Annotated in this window: 20 protein-coding genes; 9 read left to right on the plus strand and 11 right to left on the minus strand. The window is 42.0% G+C overall.

Annotation, left to right across the window (positions count from 1 at the left end; genetic code table 11):
• A complete protein-coding gene (locus BM176_RS07115; protein ID WP_090101011.1) occupies window positions 1-1,002 on the minus strand; it encodes an AAA family ATPase in 1,002 nt (333 codons plus the stop codon).
• A 294-nt stretch (window positions 1,003-1,296) separates the two neighbouring features.
• Between BM176_RS07115 and BM176_RS07120 the strand changes: the two genes are divergently transcribed.
• The 4 genes from BM176_RS07120 to BM176_RS07135 all read left to right on the plus strand — a co-directional run bounded on the left by BM176_RS07120 (window position 1,297) and on the right by BM176_RS07135 (window position 3,270).
• Window positions 1,297-1,638 carry a hypothetical protein gene (locus BM176_RS07120; protein WP_090101013.1) on the plus strand — a complete coding sequence of 114 codons (342 nt, stop codon included), beginning with the start codon at window positions 1,297-1,299 and terminating at the stop codon, window positions 1,636-1,638.
• A gap of 25 nt (window positions 1,639-1,663) precedes the next feature.
• Window positions 1,664-2,320: a peptidylprolyl isomerase gene (locus BM176_RS07125; protein WP_090101730.1), complete on the plus strand. Its 657-nt coding sequence runs from the start codon at window positions 1,664-1,666 to the stop codon at window positions 2,318-2,320.
• 56 nt (window positions 2,321-2,376) lie between these two features.
• On the plus strand, window positions 2,377-2,757 hold the full coding sequence (gene gcvH / locus BM176_RS07130) for a glycine cleavage system protein GcvH (protein WP_090101015.1): 381 nt from the start codon (window positions 2,377-2,379) through the stop codon (window positions 2,755-2,757).
• Between the two features lie 120 nt (window positions 2,758-2,877).
• Complete coding sequence (locus tag BM176_RS07135; RefSeq protein WP_090101017.1) at window positions 2,878-3,270, plus strand: VanZ family protein; 393 nt, start codon at window positions 2,878-2,880, stop codon at window positions 3,268-3,270.
• Between the two features lie 305 nt (window positions 3,271-3,575).
• On the opposite strand, the gene BM176_RS07140 is transcribed toward BM176_RS07135, so the two are convergent.
• The gene (locus tag BM176_RS07140; protein ID WP_090101019.1) at window positions 3,576-4,262 is read right to left on the minus strand and encodes a YiaD family glycine zipper/OmpA-like lipoprotein; all 687 of its coding nucleotides are present in this window, start codon (window positions 4,260-4,262) and stop codon (window positions 3,576-3,578) included.
• 79 nt (window positions 4,263-4,341) lie between these two features.
• On the minus strand, window positions 4,342-5,406 hold the full coding sequence (gene prfA, locus BM176_RS07145; RefSeq protein ID WP_090101021.1) for a peptide chain release factor 1: 1,065 nt from the start codon (window positions 5,404-5,406) through the stop codon (window positions 4,342-4,344).
• An 87-nt stretch (window positions 5,407-5,493) separates the two neighbouring features.
• On the opposite strand from prfA, the gene BM176_RS07150 reads away from it, so the two are divergent.
• Window positions 5,494-6,639: an amidohydrolase family protein gene (locus BM176_RS07150; protein ID WP_177230321.1), complete on the plus strand. Its 1,146-nt coding sequence runs from the start codon at window positions 5,494-5,496 to the stop codon at window positions 6,637-6,639.
• 27 nt (window positions 6,640-6,666) lie between these two features.
• A complete protein-coding gene (locus tag BM176_RS07155) occupies window positions 6,667-7,758 on the plus strand; it encodes a mechanosensitive ion channel family protein (protein ID WP_090101025.1) in 1,092 nt (363 codons plus the stop codon).
• Between the two features lie 53 nt (window positions 7,759-7,811).
• Here BM176_RS07155 and BM176_RS07160 read toward each other — a convergent pair whose 3' ends face one another.
• The 3 genes from BM176_RS07160 to BM176_RS07170 form a co-directional block, all read right to left on the minus strand.
• Window positions 7,812-8,330, minus strand: coding sequence for a thioredoxin family protein (locus BM176_RS07160; protein ID WP_090101034.1), 519 nt, complete (start codon window positions 8,328-8,330; stop codon window positions 7,812-7,814).
• A gap of 9 nt (window positions 8,331-8,339) precedes the next feature.
• Window positions 8,340-8,933: a MerR family transcriptional regulator gene (locus BM176_RS07165; protein ID WP_255373456.1), complete on the minus strand. Its 594-nt coding sequence runs from the start codon at window positions 8,931-8,933 to the stop codon at window positions 8,340-8,342.
• 97 nt (window positions 8,934-9,030) lie between these two features.
• Entirely contained in the window at window positions 9,031-10,002 is a 972-nt protein-coding gene (locus BM176_RS07170) for a M23 family metallopeptidase (RefSeq protein ID WP_090101036.1), read from the minus strand.
• Between the two features lie 283 nt (window positions 10,003-10,285).
• Here BM176_RS07170 and alaS point away from each other — a divergent pair, with 283 nt between their 5' ends.
• Entirely contained in the window at window positions 10,286-12,904 is a 2,619-nt protein-coding gene (gene alaS, locus BM176_RS07175; RefSeq protein WP_090101038.1) for an alanine--tRNA ligase, read from the plus strand.
• 74 nt (window positions 12,905-12,978) lie between these two features.
• On the opposite strand, the gene BM176_RS07180 is transcribed toward alaS, so the two are convergent.
• Both BM176_RS07180 and BM176_RS07185 read right to left on the minus strand, forming a co-directional pair.
• Window positions 12,979-13,314 carry a hypothetical protein gene (locus BM176_RS07180; RefSeq protein ID WP_143097742.1) on the minus strand — a complete coding sequence of 112 codons (336 nt, stop codon included), beginning with the start codon at window positions 13,312-13,314 and terminating at the stop codon, window positions 12,979-12,981.
• A gap of 29 nt (window positions 13,315-13,343) precedes the next feature.
• On the minus strand, window positions 13,344-13,565 hold the full coding sequence (locus BM176_RS07185; RefSeq protein ID WP_090101042.1) for a hypothetical protein: 222 nt from the start codon (window positions 13,563-13,565) through the stop codon (window positions 13,344-13,346).
• 131 nt (window positions 13,566-13,696) lie between these two features.
• Between BM176_RS07185 and BM176_RS07190 the strand changes: the two genes are divergently transcribed.
• Window positions 13,697-14,737 (plus strand): PDZ domain-containing protein, encoded by a 1,041-nt coding sequence (locus tag BM176_RS07190; protein ID WP_090101044.1) that lies wholly within the window; start codon window positions 13,697-13,699, stop codon window positions 14,735-14,737.
• Between the two features lie 123 nt (window positions 14,738-14,860).
• Here the strand turns inward: BM176_RS07190 and BM176_RS07195 are convergent, their stop codons facing one another.
• From BM176_RS07195 to BM176_RS07205, 3 genes are all read right to left on the minus strand, one after another.
• On the minus strand, window positions 14,861-16,231 hold the full coding sequence (locus tag BM176_RS07195) for an aldehyde dehydrogenase (RefSeq protein ID WP_090101046.1): 1,371 nt from the start codon (window positions 16,229-16,231) through the stop codon (window positions 14,861-14,863).
• A gap of 88 nt (window positions 16,232-16,319) precedes the next feature.
• Window positions 16,320-17,651: a RagB/SusD family nutrient uptake outer membrane protein gene (locus tag BM176_RS07200; protein ID WP_177230322.1), complete on the minus strand. Its 1,332-nt coding sequence runs from the start codon at window positions 17,649-17,651 to the stop codon at window positions 16,320-16,322.
• A gap of 91 nt (window positions 17,652-17,742) precedes the next feature.
• Window positions 17,743-20,820: a SusC/RagA family TonB-linked outer membrane protein gene (locus BM176_RS07205; RefSeq protein WP_177230323.1), complete on the minus strand. Its 3,078-nt coding sequence runs from the start codon at window positions 20,818-20,820 to the stop codon at window positions 17,743-17,745.
• A 354-nt stretch (window positions 20,821-21,174) separates the two neighbouring features.
• Between BM176_RS07205 and gatB the strand changes: the two genes are divergently transcribed.
• Window positions 21,175-22,629, plus strand: coding sequence for an Asp-tRNA(Asn)/Glu-tRNA(Gln) amidotransferase subunit GatB (gatB, locus tag BM176_RS07210; RefSeq protein ID WP_177230324.1), 1,455 nt, complete (start codon window positions 21,175-21,177; stop codon window positions 22,627-22,629).

Below are 22,629 nucleotides of genomic sequence, written 5' to 3' on the forward strand. Positions count from 1 at the left end.
CTATGGTACTTCTACAGCGTTCAGGATCTCACTTAAGATGTTTTCGCTGGTGATGTTTTCAGCCTCTGCTTCATAGGTAAGTCCCACACGATGACGCATTACATCAAAGCAGATGCTGCGTATATCTTCTGGTATTACATATCCGCGACGTTTCATGAAAGCATGTGCTTTAGCAGCCAATGCCAGACTGATACTTGCCCTTGGAGATCCACCATAAGAAATCAATGGTTTCAGTTTCTGCAGTTTATAATCCTCAGGATTACGGGTAGCAAAAACGATATCAAGGATATAACGTTCGATTTTCTCGTCCATATATACTTCCCTTACCAACTTACGTGCTTCGAGAATATCCGCTGGTTTGATAACCGGATTGATCTTCTCCATTTTCTGCGGGTTCAGGTTCTGACGAATGATGTGCAGTTCTTCCTCTTTTGTAGGATAACCGATTACAACTTTCAGCATAAAACGGTCTACCTGGGCTTCAGGCAGGGTATAGGTACCTTCCTGTTCTATCGGGTTCTGGGTAGCCAGTACCAGGAACGGATCGTCCAGTTTAAAAGTAGTATCTCCGATAGTGATTTGTCTTTCCTGCATAGCTTCCAGCAGGGCACTCTGCACTTTGGCCGGGGCACGGTTGATCTCATCCGCCAGAATAAAGTTGGCGAAGATAGGACCGCGGCGTACCACAAACTCATTCTTTTGCTGGTTATAGATCATCGTACCCACCACGTCTGCAGGAAGCAGATCCGGAGTAAACTGGATACGGCTGAATTTACCATCGATGGCAGATGATAAAGATTTGATAGATAACGTCTTAGCCAAACCGGGCACCCCTTCCAGGAGCACGTGGCCCTGTGCCAGCAGGCCAATGAGAAGCCTGTCTACCATGTAGCGCTGGCCTACGATTACCTTACTTAATTCCAGGTTCAACAGATCAACAAATGCGCTGGCCTGGTGGATCTTTTCGTTCAGTTGACGGATATCAGACGATGTATTCTCCATGCTTATATATTATTTTCAAGTTAGCTAAAGTAAACATTCCCCCGGTAAAATCCTGCCTTATTTGGCATTTTTTGCCGTTAAAATGCTGTTAATTATCCAATTACGAATGACAATTTACAAGTTACTATCTGGCTATCAAACATCTGCGTCAATAAATCTTTTTCTTAAAATTCCAGATTTATACAGCCGTCCAAATTAATAAAGCCCTGTCACATTTATATCATCTTTTTTTATAACGTACATTTGCTCTCCTAACTCTTTGATAGGGAACTCATAACTAAAAATCTTCACAAGATGCAGGACGAATTCGCGCAGCAATGGAAGCGTTTGGAGGATATGCTTACTGAACGTTTTGGTAAAAAACCGAATATGGAGGCCATCCTCTTTTTAATAGGGATCCAGGAATTGGCCCATTTGAAAAAGAAATTCACTAAAGAACAAAAGCAGGACCTCATGCACGTGGCTACCTGTACATTATTAAGCCAGAGTGGCTATTATGAACGGGAAGGGTATGATCCCGATGGCTGGCCACACTTCAAAGAAGCTCAACCTGTTCCCAAAATGGGTATGATGGAGCAGGAAAGGTTTTTGCAGGAACATATCATCGCTTATTTTGATGACCTTGAGGGACTTTAACAAAGAACCCCGTAAAAGAATCTTCATGAAAAAACATTTACTCCTTTTACTCCTGCTGCTTACCACTACCATTGCAATGGCTAAACACCGTAAAGTGAAGCTGATCACGCCCTATGGCACCATGGTCATCCTCCTGTACGACCAAACTCCTCAGCATCGGGATAACTTTATCAAACTGGTAAAAGCACATTTTTATGATAGCACCCTGTTTCACCGTGTAATCAACACTTTTATGATCCAGGGCGGTGACCCCACCTCAAAAAATGCCCAACCTGGGACAATGCTGGGCAATGGAGAAAATGGCTATACAGTACCGGCAGAACTCCAGCTGGATCTGTTTCATGTAAAAGGTGTTCTGGCAGCCGCAAGGGATGATAATCCCGCCAAAGCCAGTTCAGGATGCCAGTTCTATATTGTTCAAGGTAAAAAGTGGACAGATGCAGAACTTGACAAACTGGAGAAAAACCGCCTGGGTAGAAAAATCCCTGTTGATCAGCGTAATCTCTACAAAACAGAAGGAGGAACACCCCAACTGGATCAGAATTATACCATTTTCGGTCACGTGATAAAAGGAATAGATGTAATTGATAAGATAGCAGCATTGGAAACAGATCAAAACGATCGTCCGTTAACCAATGTTCCTATGAAAATAAGGTTGATACACAGGTTCCTTTTCTTCTAACTCACAGATTGTAATTTGGAATTTCCTTACTTTTACCGCTCAAAATCAAACTTGCCATGAATTTTCCGTCAAATCTGCGTTACACCAAAGACCATGAATGGGTTTTATTAGAAGGGAACATAGCCACCATTGGTATTACAGAATTCGCACAACGTGAATTAGGAGATATCGTATTTGTAGATATTAATACCGTAGGAAAAGCATTAGACGCAGAAGAAGTATTTGGTACTGTAGAAGCAGTTAAAACAGTTTCTGATCTGTTTTTACCGGTAGCAGGTACCATTAATGAAATTAATCCTGCCCTGGATGGTTCTCCGGAACTGGTAAACCAGGAACCTTATGGTGGAGGATGGATGGTAAAAATGACCGTAAACAATCCTGCAGATGTGGACACATTGCTGGATGCAGCCGCTTACCAGGCATTGATTGGTGAGTAATCGCTACACTGAAAATATTAATAAAAGGTTAAAAAGGGTACTCCCGGTGAGGTTATAAGATTTTCAACAATCTTATAACCTTACCTTTATATATAGAACCAAACAGATGAAGAGCCAGTAATGAGGAATATAAAATTTTACCTGCCAGCCATAATTTGGATATTATTTGTACTTTTTCTTTGTACTATTCCCGGCAATGATTTGCCTACGTCTCCGATCTTTTCAAAGATCCACATGGACAAAATAGTGCATTTTGGTTTATTTGGATGTACGGTATTATTATTATGTATAGGCTTTTACCGCCAGCATGGACATATTTCTAAACTCGCTTATTCCCTCTTTGCTATATCTGCAGCCTTTTACGGCCTGGCAATAGAATATATCCAGAAATATATAGCTATCCAGCGCAGCTTTGATATGAGTGATGTAGCTGCGGATACCCTTGGCGCAGTAGCCGGAATCCTGGCCTTTAAACTGATCAGAAAGTGGTGGTTTAAACCTGAGGGTCAATAAAATCATTTCTTACAGGCTCCTTAATGGAGTCTTTTTTATTTTGCATTCTTATCTTCTTCCATTTTTGCCAATTTCTCATTTATCTTATCCAGGTAGAATATAATATTATTCACCTGGAACACCCAGCGAAAAATAAATACATACAGAGCTAATACGAGTACTATTAAGCCAAGTACACTATTATATTTTTATTTTTTATGTGATTATTGCTGTGTTTACATAATTATACTTATTTGAGGTTACAAATAATAAAGCCCTCTGGCAACAACCAAAGGGCTTTATTATATAAGGTAATTGAGAATTTCTTATTGACCTGATTCCTTCTTAGCATCAGATTTCATCTTGTCATTTGCAAAGATTGCAAACTCAACACGACGGTTCTTCGCTTTATTAGCATCAGAGTTATTTGGAGCTACCGGTTGTTTTGAACCATACCAGTAAGCCTGGATACGGTTAGCAGCAATACCCTGTGCTTTCAGATAGTTAGCTACAGCAGTTGCACGTCTTTCAGACAGTGCATTGTTGTAAGCATCTGTACCAGTAGTATCTGTATGACCTTCTACACGTACATAAGTATTGGTATATTCTGCCTTATTCAGAATTTGTGCAAGCTGCCTGATATTTCCCTGAGCAGTAGGAGTAAGATCAGACTTATCAAAACCGAATAATACACCAGAGTTGAAAGTAACGTTGATACCTTCACCCACACGTTCTACGGTAGCATTCGGTACTTCTGTTTTTATTTCCTGTGCCTGCTTATCCATTTTCTTACCAATGAGTACACCTGCAGTACCACCCACAGCAGCACCAATGATAGCTCCCAAAGCGGTATTACCGGCAGCACGGCCGATGATAGCACCGGTAGCGGCACCACCGCCAACACCTATTGCAGCGCCTTTTTTGGTATTATCCATACTCTGCCATGTCTTACAACTAAATAACATCGTTGCACACAGTACGATGGCTACTATAGGACTAATTCTTCTTTTCATCTTAATCTATTTTTATTAAAGGTCTTAGTTATACGAATTAATGATAATTACTGAGTGAGACAAATATGCTGCCAAGATTTTAGCTTCCCATTTTCATCTTCTCAACATTCTCTGCAAACTGTAATGCCTGGATCATTTCCTGGATCTCTCCATTCATAAATGCATCCAGGTTATAAAGGGTCATACCTATACGATGATCGGTTACCCTACCCTGTGGGTAATTATATGTGCGTATTTTGGCAGAGCGGTCGCCTGTAGATACCAGCGTTTTCCTGTGGGAGGCGATGGCTTCCTCATGTTTACGTACAGCAGCTTCATAAATACGGGAACGCAGCATTTTCATAGCAATATCCCTGTTGGAGTGCTGACTACGTCCTTCCTGGCACTCTACCACCACGCCAGTCGGAATATGCGTTAAACGTACGGCAGACTCCGTTTTATTTACGTGCTGTCCACCCGCACCTGATGAACGGAAGGTATCCATTTTGATATCCGCTTCCCGTACATCCACATCCACCTCATCCGCTTCCGGTAATATCGCAACGGTAGCCGCAGATGTATGCACACGACCCGCAGTTTCAGTTGCCGGCACACGCTGTACACGGTGTACGCCCGATTCAAACTTCATTGTGCCGTACACATCTTCTCCGTTCACTTCCACTACAACTTCCTTATATCCACCTGCACTACCGGGTGTTTCATTCATAATGCTAAAGCTCCATCCTTTGTTCTCAAAGTAACGCAGGTACATACGCAGCAGGTCACCAGCAAAAAGACTGGCCTCATCACCACCAGTACCACCCCTGATTTCCAGCATAGCGTTCTTTTCATCCTGGGGGTCTTTAGGGATCAGCAGGTTGCGGATCGTTTCTTCAATCGCCTCCTTCTGTTGACCCAGTTCCTCAGTTTCTTCTTTGGCAAGATCCCTCATTTCCTCATCACCACTTTCCAGCACTTCCTTATTGAAAGCGATACTGTCAAGCAATTTCATATAGCTATCGTATGCCTTCACGATCTTTTCCAGCTGCCGGTACTCCTTACTCAGCTTGCTGAATTGCTTATTATCCTTTACTATCTCCGGATTGGTCAATGCAAGAGATACCTGCTCAAACCGGCCTTTTATAGCTTCTAGTTTATCTATCATAATTATCTTTGATGGATGTTTAAGCAGTACGGCTACCTAAACAAGTTCGCAAAATTAACACCAATTAACATAATTCGTTACAAGTATATGGTTCAACTTGCTAAATTTAAAGGAACAGCACTGTTTACCGGCAAACAATTATTACCGGAAAGCATGGTACTCATCGTATCTGACAAGGGTGTGGTACTGGATATTGTGCATGAAACAGCTGCGGGAGATGACGTCCAACAAGTAAATGGTATACTTTGTCCGGGTTTCATTAATACACATTGCCACCTGGAATTGTCTCATATGGCAGGTGTGATACCCGAAGGTACTGGCTTACCAGCCTTTCTGACCAGCGTAATGGAGAAAAGGGGGCAGCAGGACCCTGCCGCCCAGGAACTTGCTATGGCCATAGCAGAAAAAGCCATGTGGGAGAGCGGGATCGCCGCCGTAGGTGATATTTGCAACGGTACAGCTTCCCTTCGGCAGAAAAAAGAATCCTCCTTATATTATCACTCATTTATAGAATGTATGGGTTTTGTGCCCACCTTTGCACAAAACCGTTATGAATTCAGCAAAGGGGTGCTGGAGCAGTTTCGCACCACCGGGTTGCCCTGTTCCATTGTTCCCCATGCTCCTTACTCTGTCAGTGCAGACCTTTTTGCTCTTCTGGCGGCTACACCGGATAATACACCTGTCAGCATCCATAACCAAGAATCTGCCGCAGAAAATATGCTTTACAAGGATAAAACAGGCGATTTCCTGCATTTTTACCAGCATTTCGGGATGGATACCTCAGCTTTTCAACCGACAGGAACTAACAGCCTGCCAGCATGGCTCCCCTGGTTCAAACACCTTCCGCTGATTCTTGTGCATAATACCTTTACACAGGAATCTGATCTCCAGTTCACAAAAGATAATGCACTGCAAACCTATTGGTGCCTTTGTCCGCAGGCAAATCTATACATAGAAAACTGCCTGCCCGATATCCCTCTGCTCCGTAGCAAGGGATGTACTATTACACTGGGAACAGACAGTCTGGCTTCCAATCACCAGCTTTCTATATGGCAGGAAATCCAGACCATCCGGAAACATTTTCCCGGCATCCCACTGGAAGAAATATTGCAGTGGGCTACTTTCAACGGCGCACAGGCACTGGGTATTACCGATCTTTACGGCAGCTTTGAAAAAGGGAAACGGCCAGGCGTAATACTAATAGATCATATAGAAAGTAAAAGGATTATATAATTTCGCAGTTCAGAATAACCATAGACAATGAATAATTTCTTAGACCAGATTATCTTTGGCAATCCAATCCAGAGCTATTTTATACTGGCAATCGTATTGCTGTTTGTATCCATGATCAAACGTTACCTTTCTCAGGGGATGGCAAACCTGCTGTTCAAAGAGATAAAACACTTTGCTCCGGATATCCGGCAGGAAGAGTTTTCACATCTCCTGTTAAAGCCACTGGAATATTTCCTGCTGCTGATCGCATTTATGATCACGGCAGATCATCTCAATTTTCCACCGGAACTCAATTTTAAAGTATATAACGGGTACACCTTAAAAAACATTCTTGATACAATCCTTGAGCTGACACTTACTGTATCCATCATCTGGATCATTCTACGGATGATCGATTTTATTTCTTTAATACTCAGCAAAGCAGCAGATATAGCCCACGACATCACAGATAACCAGTTCATCGTATTTTTCCGTGATTTCTTTAAAGCACTGGTATTCATTTTTGGTGCGGTGGCATTTATCCGGATCCTCTTTGGAGCAGTACTGGTGAATAAGATCATTGCGGGGCTTGGAATTGGTGCAGCTGCATTGGCATTGGCAGCAAAAGAGAGTATAGAAAACCTTATCGGGTCATTTATTATCTTCTTCGACAAACCCTTCCGTGTAGGCGACAATGTAAAAGTAGATACCTACCAAGGAAGTGTGGAAAAAATAGGATTACGCAGTACCCGCCTCCGTACAAGAGAAAAAACTTATGTAACTGTTCCGAATAAAAAAATGGTGGATAGTATCCTGGACAACCTTTCCCTGCGTACACAACAACGGGTTGATCTGCGCCTGGAAGTAGCCGGGGATACTCCTGCTGAAAACCTGATGAAGGTATTACAGGATATCAAAGATATTTTGAAAAGAAATGAGAAGATCCTGGAAGACTTTATAGTAAACCTCCACGACTTCACAAAAGACACCTACGTAATCCAGATCATTTACATGACTTATGTGATTGAAGGTGTACAATATAATGCGTTGCGCAGTGAGGTCAATATTGCTTTGGTAAAGGCCCTGGAAAACCGGGGAGCTAAATTATCCAGTACAAAAGTGGAGATCGTTGAGAGATAAAAAAAGCCTGTATCGTATTTTCGATACAGGCCCTTAAATAATTTACAAGTCTTTTAATCTTTGTCTTTCCTGTTTGCCTTCAGCAGAATCTTTGCTAATGCACTTTCCATTGTATCTTCTACATCTGCATTAATCCGGCCTATTTCCTTTCCTTCACGTAATACGATGAAAGTAGGCACCTTTTTAACTTTATAATCCTGTGGAGCATTGGTTTGTAATTTTTCATCTGCACCAAAGGTAGTAATCTGCTCATCGGGGCTACCACCCAATATAATCACTTTATATAAAGCAGGTAATAATTTACGACTGGCATCATCCCAGGTGCTTACTACCGCCACTACATTAAACTTACCACGATTATCCTTTACATAATTCAGCATATTGTCATTAGGCTGATATTTATTCACTCCGGAATAAAACCAGGCAAAGGCACTATCGTTCATCAGTGTCTTCATCTCAATCTTGCCTTTCAGTACTTTCCTTCCATTAGATGCTGTGCTGGTGGTGCTTTGTGCCCATGAGAGGGTAGACAATAAGAGGCCGCCTCCCAGTAATAATGATTTCAAACGCATAACTTTTTTTTATAATTGTTCCTTCAGTTCTGATAAAAACCCCTTCACCTTAAGCAAAGCTTGTACCATTTCGAAATTTCGGGCAGCAAGTTTTCTATCTTCTTTCAATTTCTGCTTGGCGCCTTCAATGGTGTACTTCCTTTCACGCAACAGGTGATAAATAAGTTTTAGATGGTGAATGTCTTCCTGGCGGAACAGACGATCACCCTTTCGGTTTTTTTTGGGCTGCAATATATCAAATTCATTCTCCCAATATCGAATCAGCGATGTATTTACTTTAAACATGGTAGCCACCTCGCTGATGGAATAGTATTGTTTGTCCAATGACACAGCATCCAGGGTCTTAATAAGATCTGGATCATCTGCCACTTCTTTCAGCGACTTACGCCCGCGTTTTTTCTGAGGCGGTTGAGAGGAGGTTACAGAAGTTCCTGTTACTGCAATGGGAGGAAGTGTGTCTGATGGTAATTGCACCTGGATCTTCACCCGCTGTTCTTCTACCACTACTTTAGGCGGTGGAATCACAGGCACCTTTTCTGCTGCCACTTCTGGCGCAGGTTGTGATGGCTCCGATGAAGAAAAAAGATCCAGCTGTTGCATCATAGCATTTATAATATGGCAAATATCAGTTATTTAGTCCTTGGAAAACAAACTATTATCCGCAAACCTGCAACTTTTATGCTACCAAATTACAAAATTTTTAGTCGAAAGACTGGTTACCCGATCGGGCAATTTTCAGCATCCTGTCAAACTCTTCGGGTGACAGGTCATTAAAGAAGAAATATACAGGATCAACCTTTTCCCCATTTTTACTCACTTCATAGTGACAGTGAGGACCCGTAGATTTACCGGTACTACCCACCCATCCAACAACATCTCCACGTTTTACAGTCTGTCCGCCTTTTACCTTAATGCGCAACATATGGCCATAAAGTGTTTTATATCCATACCCATGATTAATTAGTACATGGTTACCATATCCCACATCACTCATGCTGGCATCTTCCACCACACCATCACCGGTGGCATATATCGGAGTACCGCTGGGAGCTGCAAAGTCAAGCCCGGAATGATATTTTACTGTTTTGTAGATAGGATCGATACGATATCCAAATCCAGAAGCAATACGTTTCAGGTCTTTATTTGATACCGGTTGTATAGCAGGAATAGAAGCCAGCATCTTTTGCTTATTCTTAACCAGGTCATCAATTTTCTCATACGATTTTCCCTGCACAGAGATCCTGTGAATCAGTTCCTTTAACAGTACACCAGTACTAGCAATAATCTCACTGCTGGAAAAAGACTGCAACTGCGTCAGCTCTTCCTCTTTTTCATTTTTTCCCGCCCTGGTGCTATCCGGAATCGGAGATGCCTCAAATATTACCCGGTAAATCTCATTGTCACGATGCTCCAACTCAGATAACTGGGATTTCACCTCATTCATCCGGCCCTGCATAGCTTCATATTTCTCGCTCATGATCTCTACTTCCCGTCGCAAAGATTTTTCTTTGGGCGAATCCAGAACGCGATAAGAAATCGACAGGAAGATAAAACCTGTCACAATCGCCGCCGAAATAAACCCTAGAATACGAAGTACTTTTACCCGTAGTGAAACTACGAGTTTCTCATATTTAAGTGTTTGTGTATTATAAAAGTATTTAACCTTCTTCATGTACCGGGCTTATGCATTTAAGCAGAACTTCAACCTAACGTAAGTCCTTGTGTTTTATTTTTTCATAGGGTTAGACACATATGGATGAGGGCATATACACTTTTTCAATATTTTTGCACTCCTTTCCATCAAATGGGGAAGGTTTGCAAACCTAATGGAATTAGATTAAAAGGGCAATCTTTTGAATGTCAATTTTCTAAATACCATAAGTTGGCTTAAAATACAAATTAAAGTCATTTAGTTGACACAAAATTATAATACATATCAATTATTTCAAATATTTATGACTGCACCCGAGATTCGTCAGCAATTCCTGGACTTTTTTACATCCAAAGGTCACCACATCGTACCTTCTGCTCCCATCGTGGTTAAGAACGATCCTACCCTGCTATTCACAAACGCAGGTATGAACCAGTTTAAAGACTACTTCCTGGGAAACAGGGCACCAGCCTGGAAAAGGGTGGCAGATACACAAAAGTGCCTGCGTGTAAGCGGTAAACATAATGATTTGGAAGAAGTAGGGATCGATACCTACCACCATACCATGTTCGAAATGCTGGGTAACTGGAGCTTTGGCGACTATTTCAAAAAAGACGCTATTGCCTGGAGCTGGGAATTATTGACGGATATCTATAAGATCCCCAAAGATCGCCTCTATGTCACTGTATTTGAAGGAGATGCGAATGAAAACCTGCCCAAAGACGAAGAAGCATATAATTTCTGGAAACAACATATTGCAGAAGACAGAATCCTGCTAGGTAATAAAAAGGATAATTTCTGGGAAATGGGAGACACCGGTCCATGCGGTCCATGCTCAGAAATCCATGTAGACTGCCGCCCCGATACCGAAAGGGCACAAGTGGATGGTGCTAAACTGGTAAATGCAGATGATCCCCAGGTGATAGAAATCTGGAACAACGTATTTATGCAGTTCAACCGTCTGAAAGATAAAAGCCTGGAACCTCTCCCGGCTCAACATGTGGATACCGGAATGGGCTTTGAACGCCTGGTGAGGGTGATGCAGGGCAAATCCTCCAACTATGATACTGATGTGTTCTCCGGTACCATTCATAGTACTGAAAAACTGACCGGACATTTATATGGCCGTACAGATAGCAAACAGGATGTGGCTTTCCGCGTAATCGCAGATCATATCCGTGCTATCAGCTTCACCATTGCTGATGGGCAACTGCCTTCAAATACCGGTGCTGGTTATGTAATCCGCCGCATTCTCCGTCGTGCGGTAAGATACTATTTCTCATTTCTGGGCCAGAAAAAGCCCCTCCTTCACGAACTCGTGCCTGTGCTGGCTGAACAGTTTGCAACTGTATTCCCCGAATTGCTCCAACAGGCCGACTTTGTGAAAAAGGTAATATTTGAAGAGGAAAACAACTTCCTGCGTACCCTGGATAGCGGAATTCGCCGCCTGGAAGATATTATGAAAGCCAATGCAGCAAAGAAGACCATAGATGGACCGTCTGCCTTTGAACTGAATGACACTTATGGTTTTCCTTTCGACCTTACACAACTAATAGCAGGAGAAAATGGCTTTAGTGTGGATGAAGAAGGTTTTAAAGTAGCCTTAAAAGAGCAGAAAGATCGCTCCCGTGCAGCAACTGAGCTGGATATGGGCGACTGGACAGTACTCGATGATACTCCTGCAACCAAATTCATAGGATACGACCTGTTTGGAACTGAAACTCATGTTACCAAATACCGTAAAATCAAAGCTAAAGGCAAGGAACAATACCAACTGGTACTCGCCCAGACACCTTTTTATGCCGAAAGCGGCGGACAGGTAGGCGATACCGGTCTGCTCACTTTTAATGGAGAGTCTGTCACTGTAACTGATACAAAAAAAGAAAACGATCTGATCGTTCACTTTGTAGATAAACTACCTACTACCATAACCGGTACTGTCATAGCTGTTATTGACAGAGACAAGCGTCAGCACACTGCACTGAACCACTCAGCTACCCACCTTCTGCATGCCGCTCTGCGTCAGGTATTAGGTACGCACGTAGCACAGAAAGGTTCACTGGTAAATGCGTCCTACCTTCGTTTTGACTTTTCGCACTTCGCCAAAGTGACAGACGAAGAACTGGCTAAAATAGAAGATATCGTAAACGAAAAGATCCGCGCCAACATCCCCGTGATGATCAGGGAGCTTCCTAAAGAAGAAGCGATGAAACTTGGTGCAATGGCATTGTTTGGTGAAAAATATGGAGATGTAGTACGCGTGGTAGTCATGGACCCTGCATACTCTGTAGAGCTCTGCGGTGGTACCCATATTACCGCTACCGGAGAACTTGGTCTTTTCAAATTTACATCTGAGAGTGCTGTAGCAGCAGGTGTTCGCCGCATTGAAGCGGTTACGGGAAATAATGCGCTCTCCTTTGTGAATGATGAATTGCAGCAACTGAAAGAAGTTAAGGCAACACTCAAAAATCCTAAAGAACTGGTTAAAACAATAGAAACACTTTTATCAGATAAAGCTGCTTTAACAAAACAACTGGAACTGATTGAAAAAGATATACTGAAACAATTGTCTGCCAGTCTGAAAGAATATATAGAGCCTATCAATGGAATCAACTTCCTGGGTAAGATTGTAGATGTAAGGAATGCAGATGCGTTGAAACAGCTCTCTGCGAATCTGAAGAATGTAGTTGACAATCATGTATTGCTGTTGTTGGCAAACATTAGTGGTAAGGCTAGCGTTTCACTCATGATCTCAGATAACCTTGTAGCAGAAAAAGGGTTGGATGCCGCTAAAATCATCAAGGAACATGTTGCATCGCTCATCAAAGGCGGAGGAGGAGGTCAGAAATCCTTTGCTTCTGCCAGCGGACAGGAAGCCGGACAACTGGAACAGGTGATCTCTCAGGTGAAAGCAATGTTGTAATAAATCACTAAATAAAAAAGAGAGCGTATCACATATGGTACGCTCTCTTTTTTATTTATGTTGCTTCAGCATTATCATCTCCAGAAGAACCATTTCTTTTTCTTCCTAACTGGTATTGGCTCTGTTATTGTTGATTTGATCTCAGAATATATAGTTGTTACCGCCCCGGTTATATACTCCGGAGTACGTTTTACCGCATAAGCAACGACTTCAATATCTTTACCCAATGCGGAATAGCCAGGTAAAATATCACACTCATAGTTCTCTGGAACAGTACTATCACCTTTAATGACAGGTACTTTTTCTGCTGGTTTGCTGCTATCCTGTTCTATAATGGGCAATTCATTTCCAGCATGTGTTATTTCCGGGGTAGCTGCTATCAGCACTGTACTTATTAATACAGCAGGCAACAGCACATTTGATCGCTCATCCGCCACTACTAAATTCCTCTGTCAAGCTGTTCATTCACAAATCGTCCACATACCTCCTGCTTACTACTTTCTATTACTTCTATGATCTGACGGTCACTCAACAGGGAAAAGTCAATCACCTTCTTTTCACAGCTACTACAAAATCTGCCACCTGTAACAACTGCCATATCATCCCATAACTGCGCGCATGGAGCAGAGATTTGCAAATACATATGTGCTGTTTTTTTCATAGCCTTACTATATTACGATTTTTTCATAACTAACGACCCTTTTTTGTCATTTACTTTCCAGCTTCATCTATTTTAACTTTTCCTTTATATCTACCTCCTCTAAATTTGTATTAAACATAAAAGTACCAGTTATGAGCAAGCTACTGCAAACCCTTACGCTAGCAAGCATTATCTGCTTTGCTGTAAGCACAGCTTCATATGCCCAGGATAAAAAGGGCGATAAGCTGGGCGAATATGATGAAATCATCATTAAACGGAATAATAATAAGGATGGGAAAGTAACCATTGAAATTAAAGATGGGAACGTGCTGGTAGATGGCGAAAAAATGGATGCTTATAAAGATGGCGATATCTCTGTATATCGGCGCCGCATCAGACCTGTAGACGGAAACAACTTCAATTTCGGGCAGCATCACGGATTACAATTCTTTAATAACGACGATGATAATGAATACGATAATGGTGCAGATATGGCAATCGTTCCTGGCAAAGCTATACTGGGCGTTATTACAGAAAAGCTCGAAGCAGCCGGCGCTACAATAAAAGAAGTGGGCAAGGATACTCCGGCAGAAAAAGCAGGTCTCAAAGCAGGAGATATAATCACTCAGATAGATGCAGATAAAATCGCAGAACCAAAAGAATTGTTCGAAAAGATTGGCGCACATGAGCCGGGAGATAAAATAACCGTCACATATCTGCGCAATAAAAAGGAGAATAAAATCACCGTGGCGCTGGACGAACGAAAAGGAGTAGGAGCAATAGAACTCTTCCCTAATAATAACAGCCAGGATGGTCCGGATAACTTCTTCCGGAATATGCCACGTGGCGGTATGAACTTTGGCAATGGTCCTCATGGTTTTAACAATAACAACCGCAGTTTCAATGATGATAATGATGTGAAACTGGGCCTGTCTGTACAGGATACGGAAAATGGAGAAGGAGCACAGGTATTGGCAGTAGCCCAAGGTTCCGCTGCTGACAAAGCCGGTTTTAAAGAAAACGATATCATCACAGAACTAGCAGGAACTTCAGTTAATTCTGCCCGCGATGTTACCAATACCTATCGGGAAAATAAAAGTAAAGGAACATTAAGTGTACAGGTGAAAAGAGACGGCAAACAAAAGACGTTAGAGGTGCAGGTCCCCAGAAAGCTGCATAAAGCAGATCTGTAAATTCGGTCTTTCATATCCATTGAAAAAGCCCCTGCAAGTATTTCGCTTACAGGGGCTTTAGTTTTTTTAATTACACCGAAACCTTCCATTGCATTATTATGATTCCTTTATTGTGGTCGCCCCTTATTTCATCATTATTTTCATTATTGCAAGCTTGTTCTTATATGGAGGATATTTTGCCGGCACATCCAACCATGTCCCGGTTTTTATTATACTCTTAGCATGTGTGAATGTTTCAAAGCTGTACTTCCCATGATACCGTCCCATTCCACTATTTCCTACCCCGCCAAAAGGCAGTTCAGGATTGGTAAAATGTATCAATGTATTGTTAATACATCCTCCTCCAAAATGAAGTTGTTCAAGTAAGATTTTCTCTGTTTTGGTTCTCTTTGTAAACAGATATAAGGAAAGGGGATAGGGCTGTTGTCTGATCAGTCGCACTGCTTCTTCCAGTTTATTAAAGGTTATGATGGGCAATATAGGGCCAAAGATTTCCTCCTGCATAACAGGACTGTTCCAGTCTACATCATCAAGCAAAGCAGGTGCGATAAACAGATCCTTTTCATCCGTAACTCCCCCATGCAATAAACGGCCCTGTTCAAGATAGCTCTTCAGTACATTGAATCTTTTGGTATTGATAATCCTTCCATAATCAGGACTTTGAGCGGTATCTTCTCCCCAGAAACGTATAATAGCTTTCTTCATCGCTGCCACCAGTTTATCTTTTACCTGCTCATGCGCCAGTACATAGTCCGGAGCTATGCAGGTTTGCCCTGCATTCCAGTATTTACCCCAGATAATACGTTTGGCAGCCACACTGATATTCACTTTATCGTCTACAATGCAAGGCGATTTTCCGCCCAATTCCAGGGTAACAGGGGTTAGATGTGGAGCAGCCATTTCCAGGATCTTTTTGCCAACCGCAGTACTTCCTGTAAAGAATACATGATCAAATCGATATTGCATTGCTTCCGGAATCACCACGCTACCCTCTCCCTGTAATACGGCAATATAAGCAGGATCAAAGGTTTCCCGGATCAATGTTTCAATTACAACCGCAGTATGCGGCGCCAGTTCAGACGGTTTTAAAACAGCACAGTTTCCTCCGGCAATAGCACCCGCCAATGGAGCCATCAGCAGCTGAAAAGGATAATTCCACGGTGCAATAATCAGCGTAAGTCCGAGAGGGACACGGTATATTTTACTCTGACTGGGATATTGAGCTAGCGGACTGCTTACAGATTCTGCACGCATCCAGTGCTTCAGCCCACTTAGTATATCAGTTATCTCAGTATATATTAACCCTATCTCACCCGCAAATGCTTCTACAGGAGGCTTATGCAGATCAGCATATAAGGCCGACAGGATACGCTGTTCATACTTCTTAACGGCCTTTTTCAACAATTGGAGTTGCTCCTTACGAAAATCATAAGACAATGTAGCCCCGGAGGCAAAAAAATCCTGCTGTGTTTTGTAGATTTTCTCAATGCTCATATACCCTGAAGTTACTGAAAGTAAAAAGCAAAAAGTCGTCCGGATTGAATCACCGACGACTTTTTGCTTTTTATTTTTACTGTTTAATTTAATATCCATTATTCTGCTCCAGCAGCTTGTTCACATCTGTCTCTCTCTCAGGTATTGGCAGTACAAATTGATCATTATCATAAGCAAGTGAACCGATATTCAGCTTTAGCCGTTTTTTAGTCCAGAATTTATCGCCCTCAAAAGCCAGTTCGCGGTAACGTTCTGTTACAAAATCATCTCCGGTTACTGTTAACAATGTGGATGCACCAGAACGTTCACGTATGGTATTGATATCTTCCAGCGGAGTAGAACTTCCTATTTGTACACCCCCACGCAGGTTAGCCTCTCCACGGGTCAGGTATATTTCTGCAAGCCGCACAATTGGAACAACTTTGTATTTAGTGCTGTATTTAGTGGTATAAATACCCGACTTACCGGCGATACTACTCCCATTATAAAAGAACTTTCCACGTTCATCATCTCCTTCGTACAGATCCAGGTGAGCTACATTAACTTGTGCATCTCCACGTCCATCCGGATAAGCGTTATACATCGTAATGATACCATTATTTGCGACACCGGTATTACTCTGTTCTGTTTGCTGGATAGCAAAAATATCTTCGCTTGAATTGGAGGCATTGTTAAAAGCACCAGCATAGGAAGTAGTGAGTGAATATGGCCCCTTTTCTATAATCTCATTCGCAGCCGTTGCTGCCGCTGTGTATTTGGCCTCAGCCATGTATAACCGTGCAAGATAGGCATAGGCAGTATACTTGTTCGCCCGTGTACCGTTATCTTCAGGCAAACCATCAATCGCAGCTTTCAGGTCTGTTTCTATCTGTGTGTACATATCTTGCACAGTAGCTCTTGCTACATATGCCTTATCAATTTCTCCGGTGCTGATGATAGGATCTACGACAAGTGGTACAGTAAGATTTGTAGTGAGGTTACCATCAGAATAAGGTTTACCATAAAAGCCACTGAGCATGTAATAAATAATAGCACGGATACATTTTGCTTCAGCACCTACAGCAGCCTTATTATCATCAGCAACCAGATCCAGCTTACTCAATACAATATTGATTTTGTTAATAATTTCAAAACCATTTTGCCAGATCCCCTCTGCTATAATGGAAGTACGATTCTGCTGTCTGCTGGTAACAAGCTTGTAGTCTGCAAATGTACCTACAAAGCTTATATCATCTTCATTGGCAATCAGATCGGATATTAATTGATATTGCTCACCATAAGCTCTGTAATACTGCAGGCCGTCATATGTACCAAATAACAAAGCGGTTACATCTGCCTCCGTTTTTACCTGATCCGGAGAAATACTATCCTGGGGTTTTACATCCAGTTTCTTGTTGCAGGATACTAACAGTAACCCCATAAAGACAACTGTTAAAAATCTATATTTAGTGATAACGAATTTCATAATAAATGTTTTTGTGTAATCAATCTGCTGTTCAATTAATCAGTTATTAAAACTTCACATTTAAACCAAAAGTAAAAGTCCTGGCCTGAGGAATGGTATAGAAGTCTATACCACTACCAATGTTACTAATGCTATTGTCATTAGATCCTGTATTCACTTCCGGATCACTTATATATTTGGTTTTAGTCCACAGGTTATAACCTGCAACATACAATCTCGCGCTGCTGATATGTAATGCGCCCGCAATGGACTTAGGCAATGTATAACCTAACGTAACATTCTTCAGACGGATATAAGAACCGTCATACAACCAACGGGAAGATTCAATATTTCCATTACCATAAAAAGCAGATAAACGGGGAACATTCGTAACATCACCCGCTTTCTGCCATCTGCCCAGCAACTCGTGTGTCTGGTTATCAAAGCCGTTACCGAAACCGGATGCCTGGTAAATACCTGCTCTGTTATAAATATCGTTACCACTTACAAACATAAAGAACACATTCAGGTCTATTCCTTTATAGGAAACTGTATTGGTAAAACCACCAGTCCAGTCAGGATTACCCTGCCCTACAGTCGTTCTTGGAGCCGCACTATAATCATTGGTTGTTTTACCATCTGCATCATAATATAATGCATCTCCTGTTGCAGGATCTACACCAGCATATTTTACCAAATAGAAGGTACCAATTGGTTGTCCTTCCACAGCACGTTGCTCACCACCACCACTTTCAAAGATTTGTCCGCGGATATTTTTTACTTTATTCTTGTTATAAGCAAGATTCAGATTTGTTGTCCACACAAAATCTTTTGTACTGATGTTTCGGCTGCTCAGTGTAATTTCCACTCCTTTATTTTCCATATCTCCTGCATTTCTGAACACCTGTGCGAAACCTGAGCTATAGGGAACATTTGCAGCCAGTAACAGATCAGAAGTCTGTTTATTATAATAATCAACTTCACCGCTAATTCTGTTATCTAGTAAGCCGAACTCGATACCAGCATCAAATTGTGTAGTCTTTTCCCATTTCAGTGAGTCATTTCCTAAAACAGGAGGTCTGCTTGATCCATACCCTGGTAAAGTAGGATATTTAGTTACCACAAACTGTGTCAGAAACCTTCCGTTTCCAATTTCCGAGTTACCAGCCATTCCATAGCTGGCTTTTAATTTCAGATAATTCAATGTTTTATTTCCTTTCAGGAAATTTTCTTCGGAGATTAACCAACCGGCAGAAACAGCAGGAAACCAACCGTAATGACTTTGAGAACCAAAACGGGAAGATCCATCTGTACGGATGCTCGCAGACACCAGGTACTTATTATTAAAAGCGTAATTAGCACGCAGGAAATAAGAAAGGAAAGTGTATCGCTCATTGGTAGTTGAACCACCTGTAATAGTAGCCGCACCTGAAAGATCCGGAATAGCATCTGATGGATAGTTTTCTCCCTGAATAAATGCTCCTTTATTATCATTCTGCAGATAACTCATCCCCAATGTAGCTGTCAGTTTATGCAACTCCCCTATGCTAGGTGTAAATGTAAAATAGTTGTTGATGTTCAGGCTTACAGATTGTGCCGTAATAAAAGTTCCGTTGCCAACACCTCCGCCATCAGAACTCAGCTTGCCCAAAAATTCGTCCTCAGATAATGTTAACAGATCAGTCCCGATCTCTGAGCGGAAGGACAACGATGGTAGGAAATTATAATTCACATATGCATTACCGATAGTGTGAAAATTAACTTGTTTATCGAAATTGTATTGTGCATCATACAAGCCATTTGGATAAAGCGTATTATTATTTAGCTTTCCTGTGGAAGAATCAATCAATGGAGAAATAGGTACCTGTGCCACTATTTGTCCCGGAGTGGAAAAAGCATTATCATCAGAAACACGATCCAGCTGAGAGCGGGTGACTGCCATATTAAGTCCCAATGATAAACGGGAACTGGCAGTGTGATCCAGGTTTAACCGGCCACCATATTTTCTGAAACGGTTTACTTTTACAATAGCATCCTGGTCATTGTAAAAACCAGAAACAAAGAAACGCGTTTTATCATTTCCGCCAGTAGCAGAAAGGTTTATCTGCCTGCTTGAAGCATTCTTACGATACATTTCATCTTCCCAGTTAGTATTCACTTTCTGGTTCCGCCAGTCAGTACCCAATGAAAGAGGATCCAGCACATTATTATCAACGTATGCTACATAATCATTAATGGCATCCTGTTCGGTATCATAACCAGTATCCCCATTAGCGAAATCAATTTTCCCATCATTTGTAACTGCTTCATGGAGCAGGTCTACATACTGTTTGGCATTCAGAAATCCACGTTTTTTGGTAGGATTACTGATTCCCCAGCTAATATCCAGTGAGATCTGTGTTTTCTCAGACTGGCGCCCTCTCTTGGTAGTAATCAGGACCACCCCATTGGATGCACGTGCACCATATATAGCAGCTGCAGAAGCATCCTTCAATACTTCTACAGACTCAATATCATTTGGGTTTATATCTGCCAGTGGGTTAGTTGGCTCATTGTTGATATCAGACTGGCTGCCCGATGCCAGCGGTATTCCATCAACAACATACAATGGCTGGCTACTGGCTCCGATAGAAGAGGTACCACGTATACGGATTTTAATGCCCTGTCCCAGTTTACCACTGCCAGACTCGATTACTACGCCCGCTGCTTTACCCTGTAAAGCAGATTCAAAGCTGGGCGCCGGAAAGTTTTCAATTTCAGCAGCAGCAATTTTAGAAATACTTCCGGTCAGTTCCCGTTTAACCTGGGTACCATAACCTACAACTACTACTTCAGAAAGATCTCTATTACCGGAACCTAGAGATATATCAATGTTGGTACGGTTGCCAACAACAACTTCCTGATCTATATACCCAATAAAAGAAAAGACTAATGTATTAGCTCCGTCAGGAAGGGAAAGCTGATAAGTTCCATCGGCGGTAGAAACATTCCCCGTATTAGTTCCTTTAATTTTTACTGTAACGCCTGGTAATGGTGAGTTATCTTTTGCATCCTTAATGGTACCCTTTACAATCCTACCTTGTGAGTAAGAATGGTGGGGTAAAAGCAAAAGCATAATAGTTGCAAAAAGTAAAACTTTTCTCATAAATTTCATTTTGGTTTAATAAAACAATCAGGTAATTGAAAACGCATGACAATCAATGATATCATTACAGGGGATCAACAGTATAAAGCCCATGCTATATAAAATGTACGTTTGATACTACCAGTTAACGATTATTAGTTTACAATGTTTAGGTTCGAATATCTTCCTGTTTTGGATGGTTAACAGGAAATTGCATTTTGTGCCTCTCTACAGAAGAACACTAATTTTTTGTTAAAGTTTAAACCTGTTCGTAAAATTTATTGGATTTTCAATAATAATCAACCGCCAGAAGTAGCCGAATTCCCCTTTCTACCTTCCATTTTATATATTTGCGCTACTTAGCATTAGTATATTATGAGCGCAACCATAGATTTTGACAAATATGAAGTAGTGATAGGCCTGGAGGTGCATGCACAATTGCTTACGGAAAGTAAATTATTCTGTGGTGACAGTGCTGCTTTCGGCGGCGCTCCCAATACTCATATCAGTCCCATTACACTGGGCCATCCGGGGTCATTACCCCGCCTGAACCGCAAAGCAGTAGAATATGCTGTTCGCCTTGGTCTGGCTTGCGGATGTGGCATTGAGAGGAATAATTACTTTGCCCGCAAAAACTATTTTTATCCTGATCTTCCTAAAGGTTATCAGATTTCCCAGCATACAGCCCCCATCTGCATTGGCGGTATTGTTACAATACCCACTCCGGCCGGTGATAGGCAAATTCAACTAAACCGTATCCATTTGGAAGAAGATGCCGGAAAATCTATGCATGACCAGGACCCTTCTAACACAATGGTGGACTATAACCGCGCGGGTGTACCATTGGTAGAGATCGTTACCGAACCGGATCTGCATACCAGTGATGAAGTTTATGCTTTTCTGACCACCCTCCGAAGGTTGGTTCGTTGGCTCGACGTATGTGATGGTAACATGGAAGAAGGTAGTATGCGTTGTGATGCTAATATTTCCATCCGTCTGAAGGGAGAAAAAACGCTGGGGACCAAAGTGGAAGTAAAAAACCTGAACTCTATCCGTAACGTAAAGCGAGCGGTGGAAGGAGAAATAAAACGCCAGATCACCCTGGTAGAAACCGGAGGGGTAATAGTACAGGAAACCCGTAGCTTTGATGCAGGTAATGGTACATCTTTCTCCATGCGTTCAAAGGAAGAAGCCAATGATTATCGCTACTTCCCGGAGCCGGACCTTTCTCCATTCCATCTGAATGAAGAATATCTGGATACTATCCGCCAGGCGCTGCCCGAATTACCGGATGTACTTGTACATCAATATGTTAATAAATACGGTCTTTCAGATTATGATGCCCGTGTGGTTTGTGATGATAAACCTACTGCTGATTACTTCGAACAGGTAGTAAAAATCATCCCTAAACATAAAGCTGTGGCCAATTGGTTGCTGGGGCCGGTAAAGTCTACTCTGAATGAACAGGGCCTGTCCATGACGCAATTCCCCTTACCTCCGACCGCTCTGGCAGAACTGATCCAGCTGGTGGAAGAGGGCAAGGTAAGCTTCTCCATCGCGTCTTCCCGTATTTTCCCGGAATTGCTTCTTCAGCCTGCTACAACTCCACTCGATATTGCTATCCGTTTAAACCTCCTGCAGGACAATGACGCTGGTAGCATTGCACCTATTATTGATGAAGTGCTGGCTAAATACCCGGACAAAGTAGCAGAATTCCGGGCCGGTAAAAAAGGATTGTTGGGATTATTTGTAGGAGAAGTCATGAAACTATCCAAGGGAAAAGCTGACCCGAAAATTACGAACCAGCTCCTGGCAGAAAAATTAAAGTAA

The sequence above is a fragment of the Chitinophaga sp. CF118 genome (genome assembly GCF_900112615.1).
Lineage (GTDB): Bacteria > Bacteroidota > Bacteroidia > Chitinophagales > Chitinophagaceae > Chitinophaga.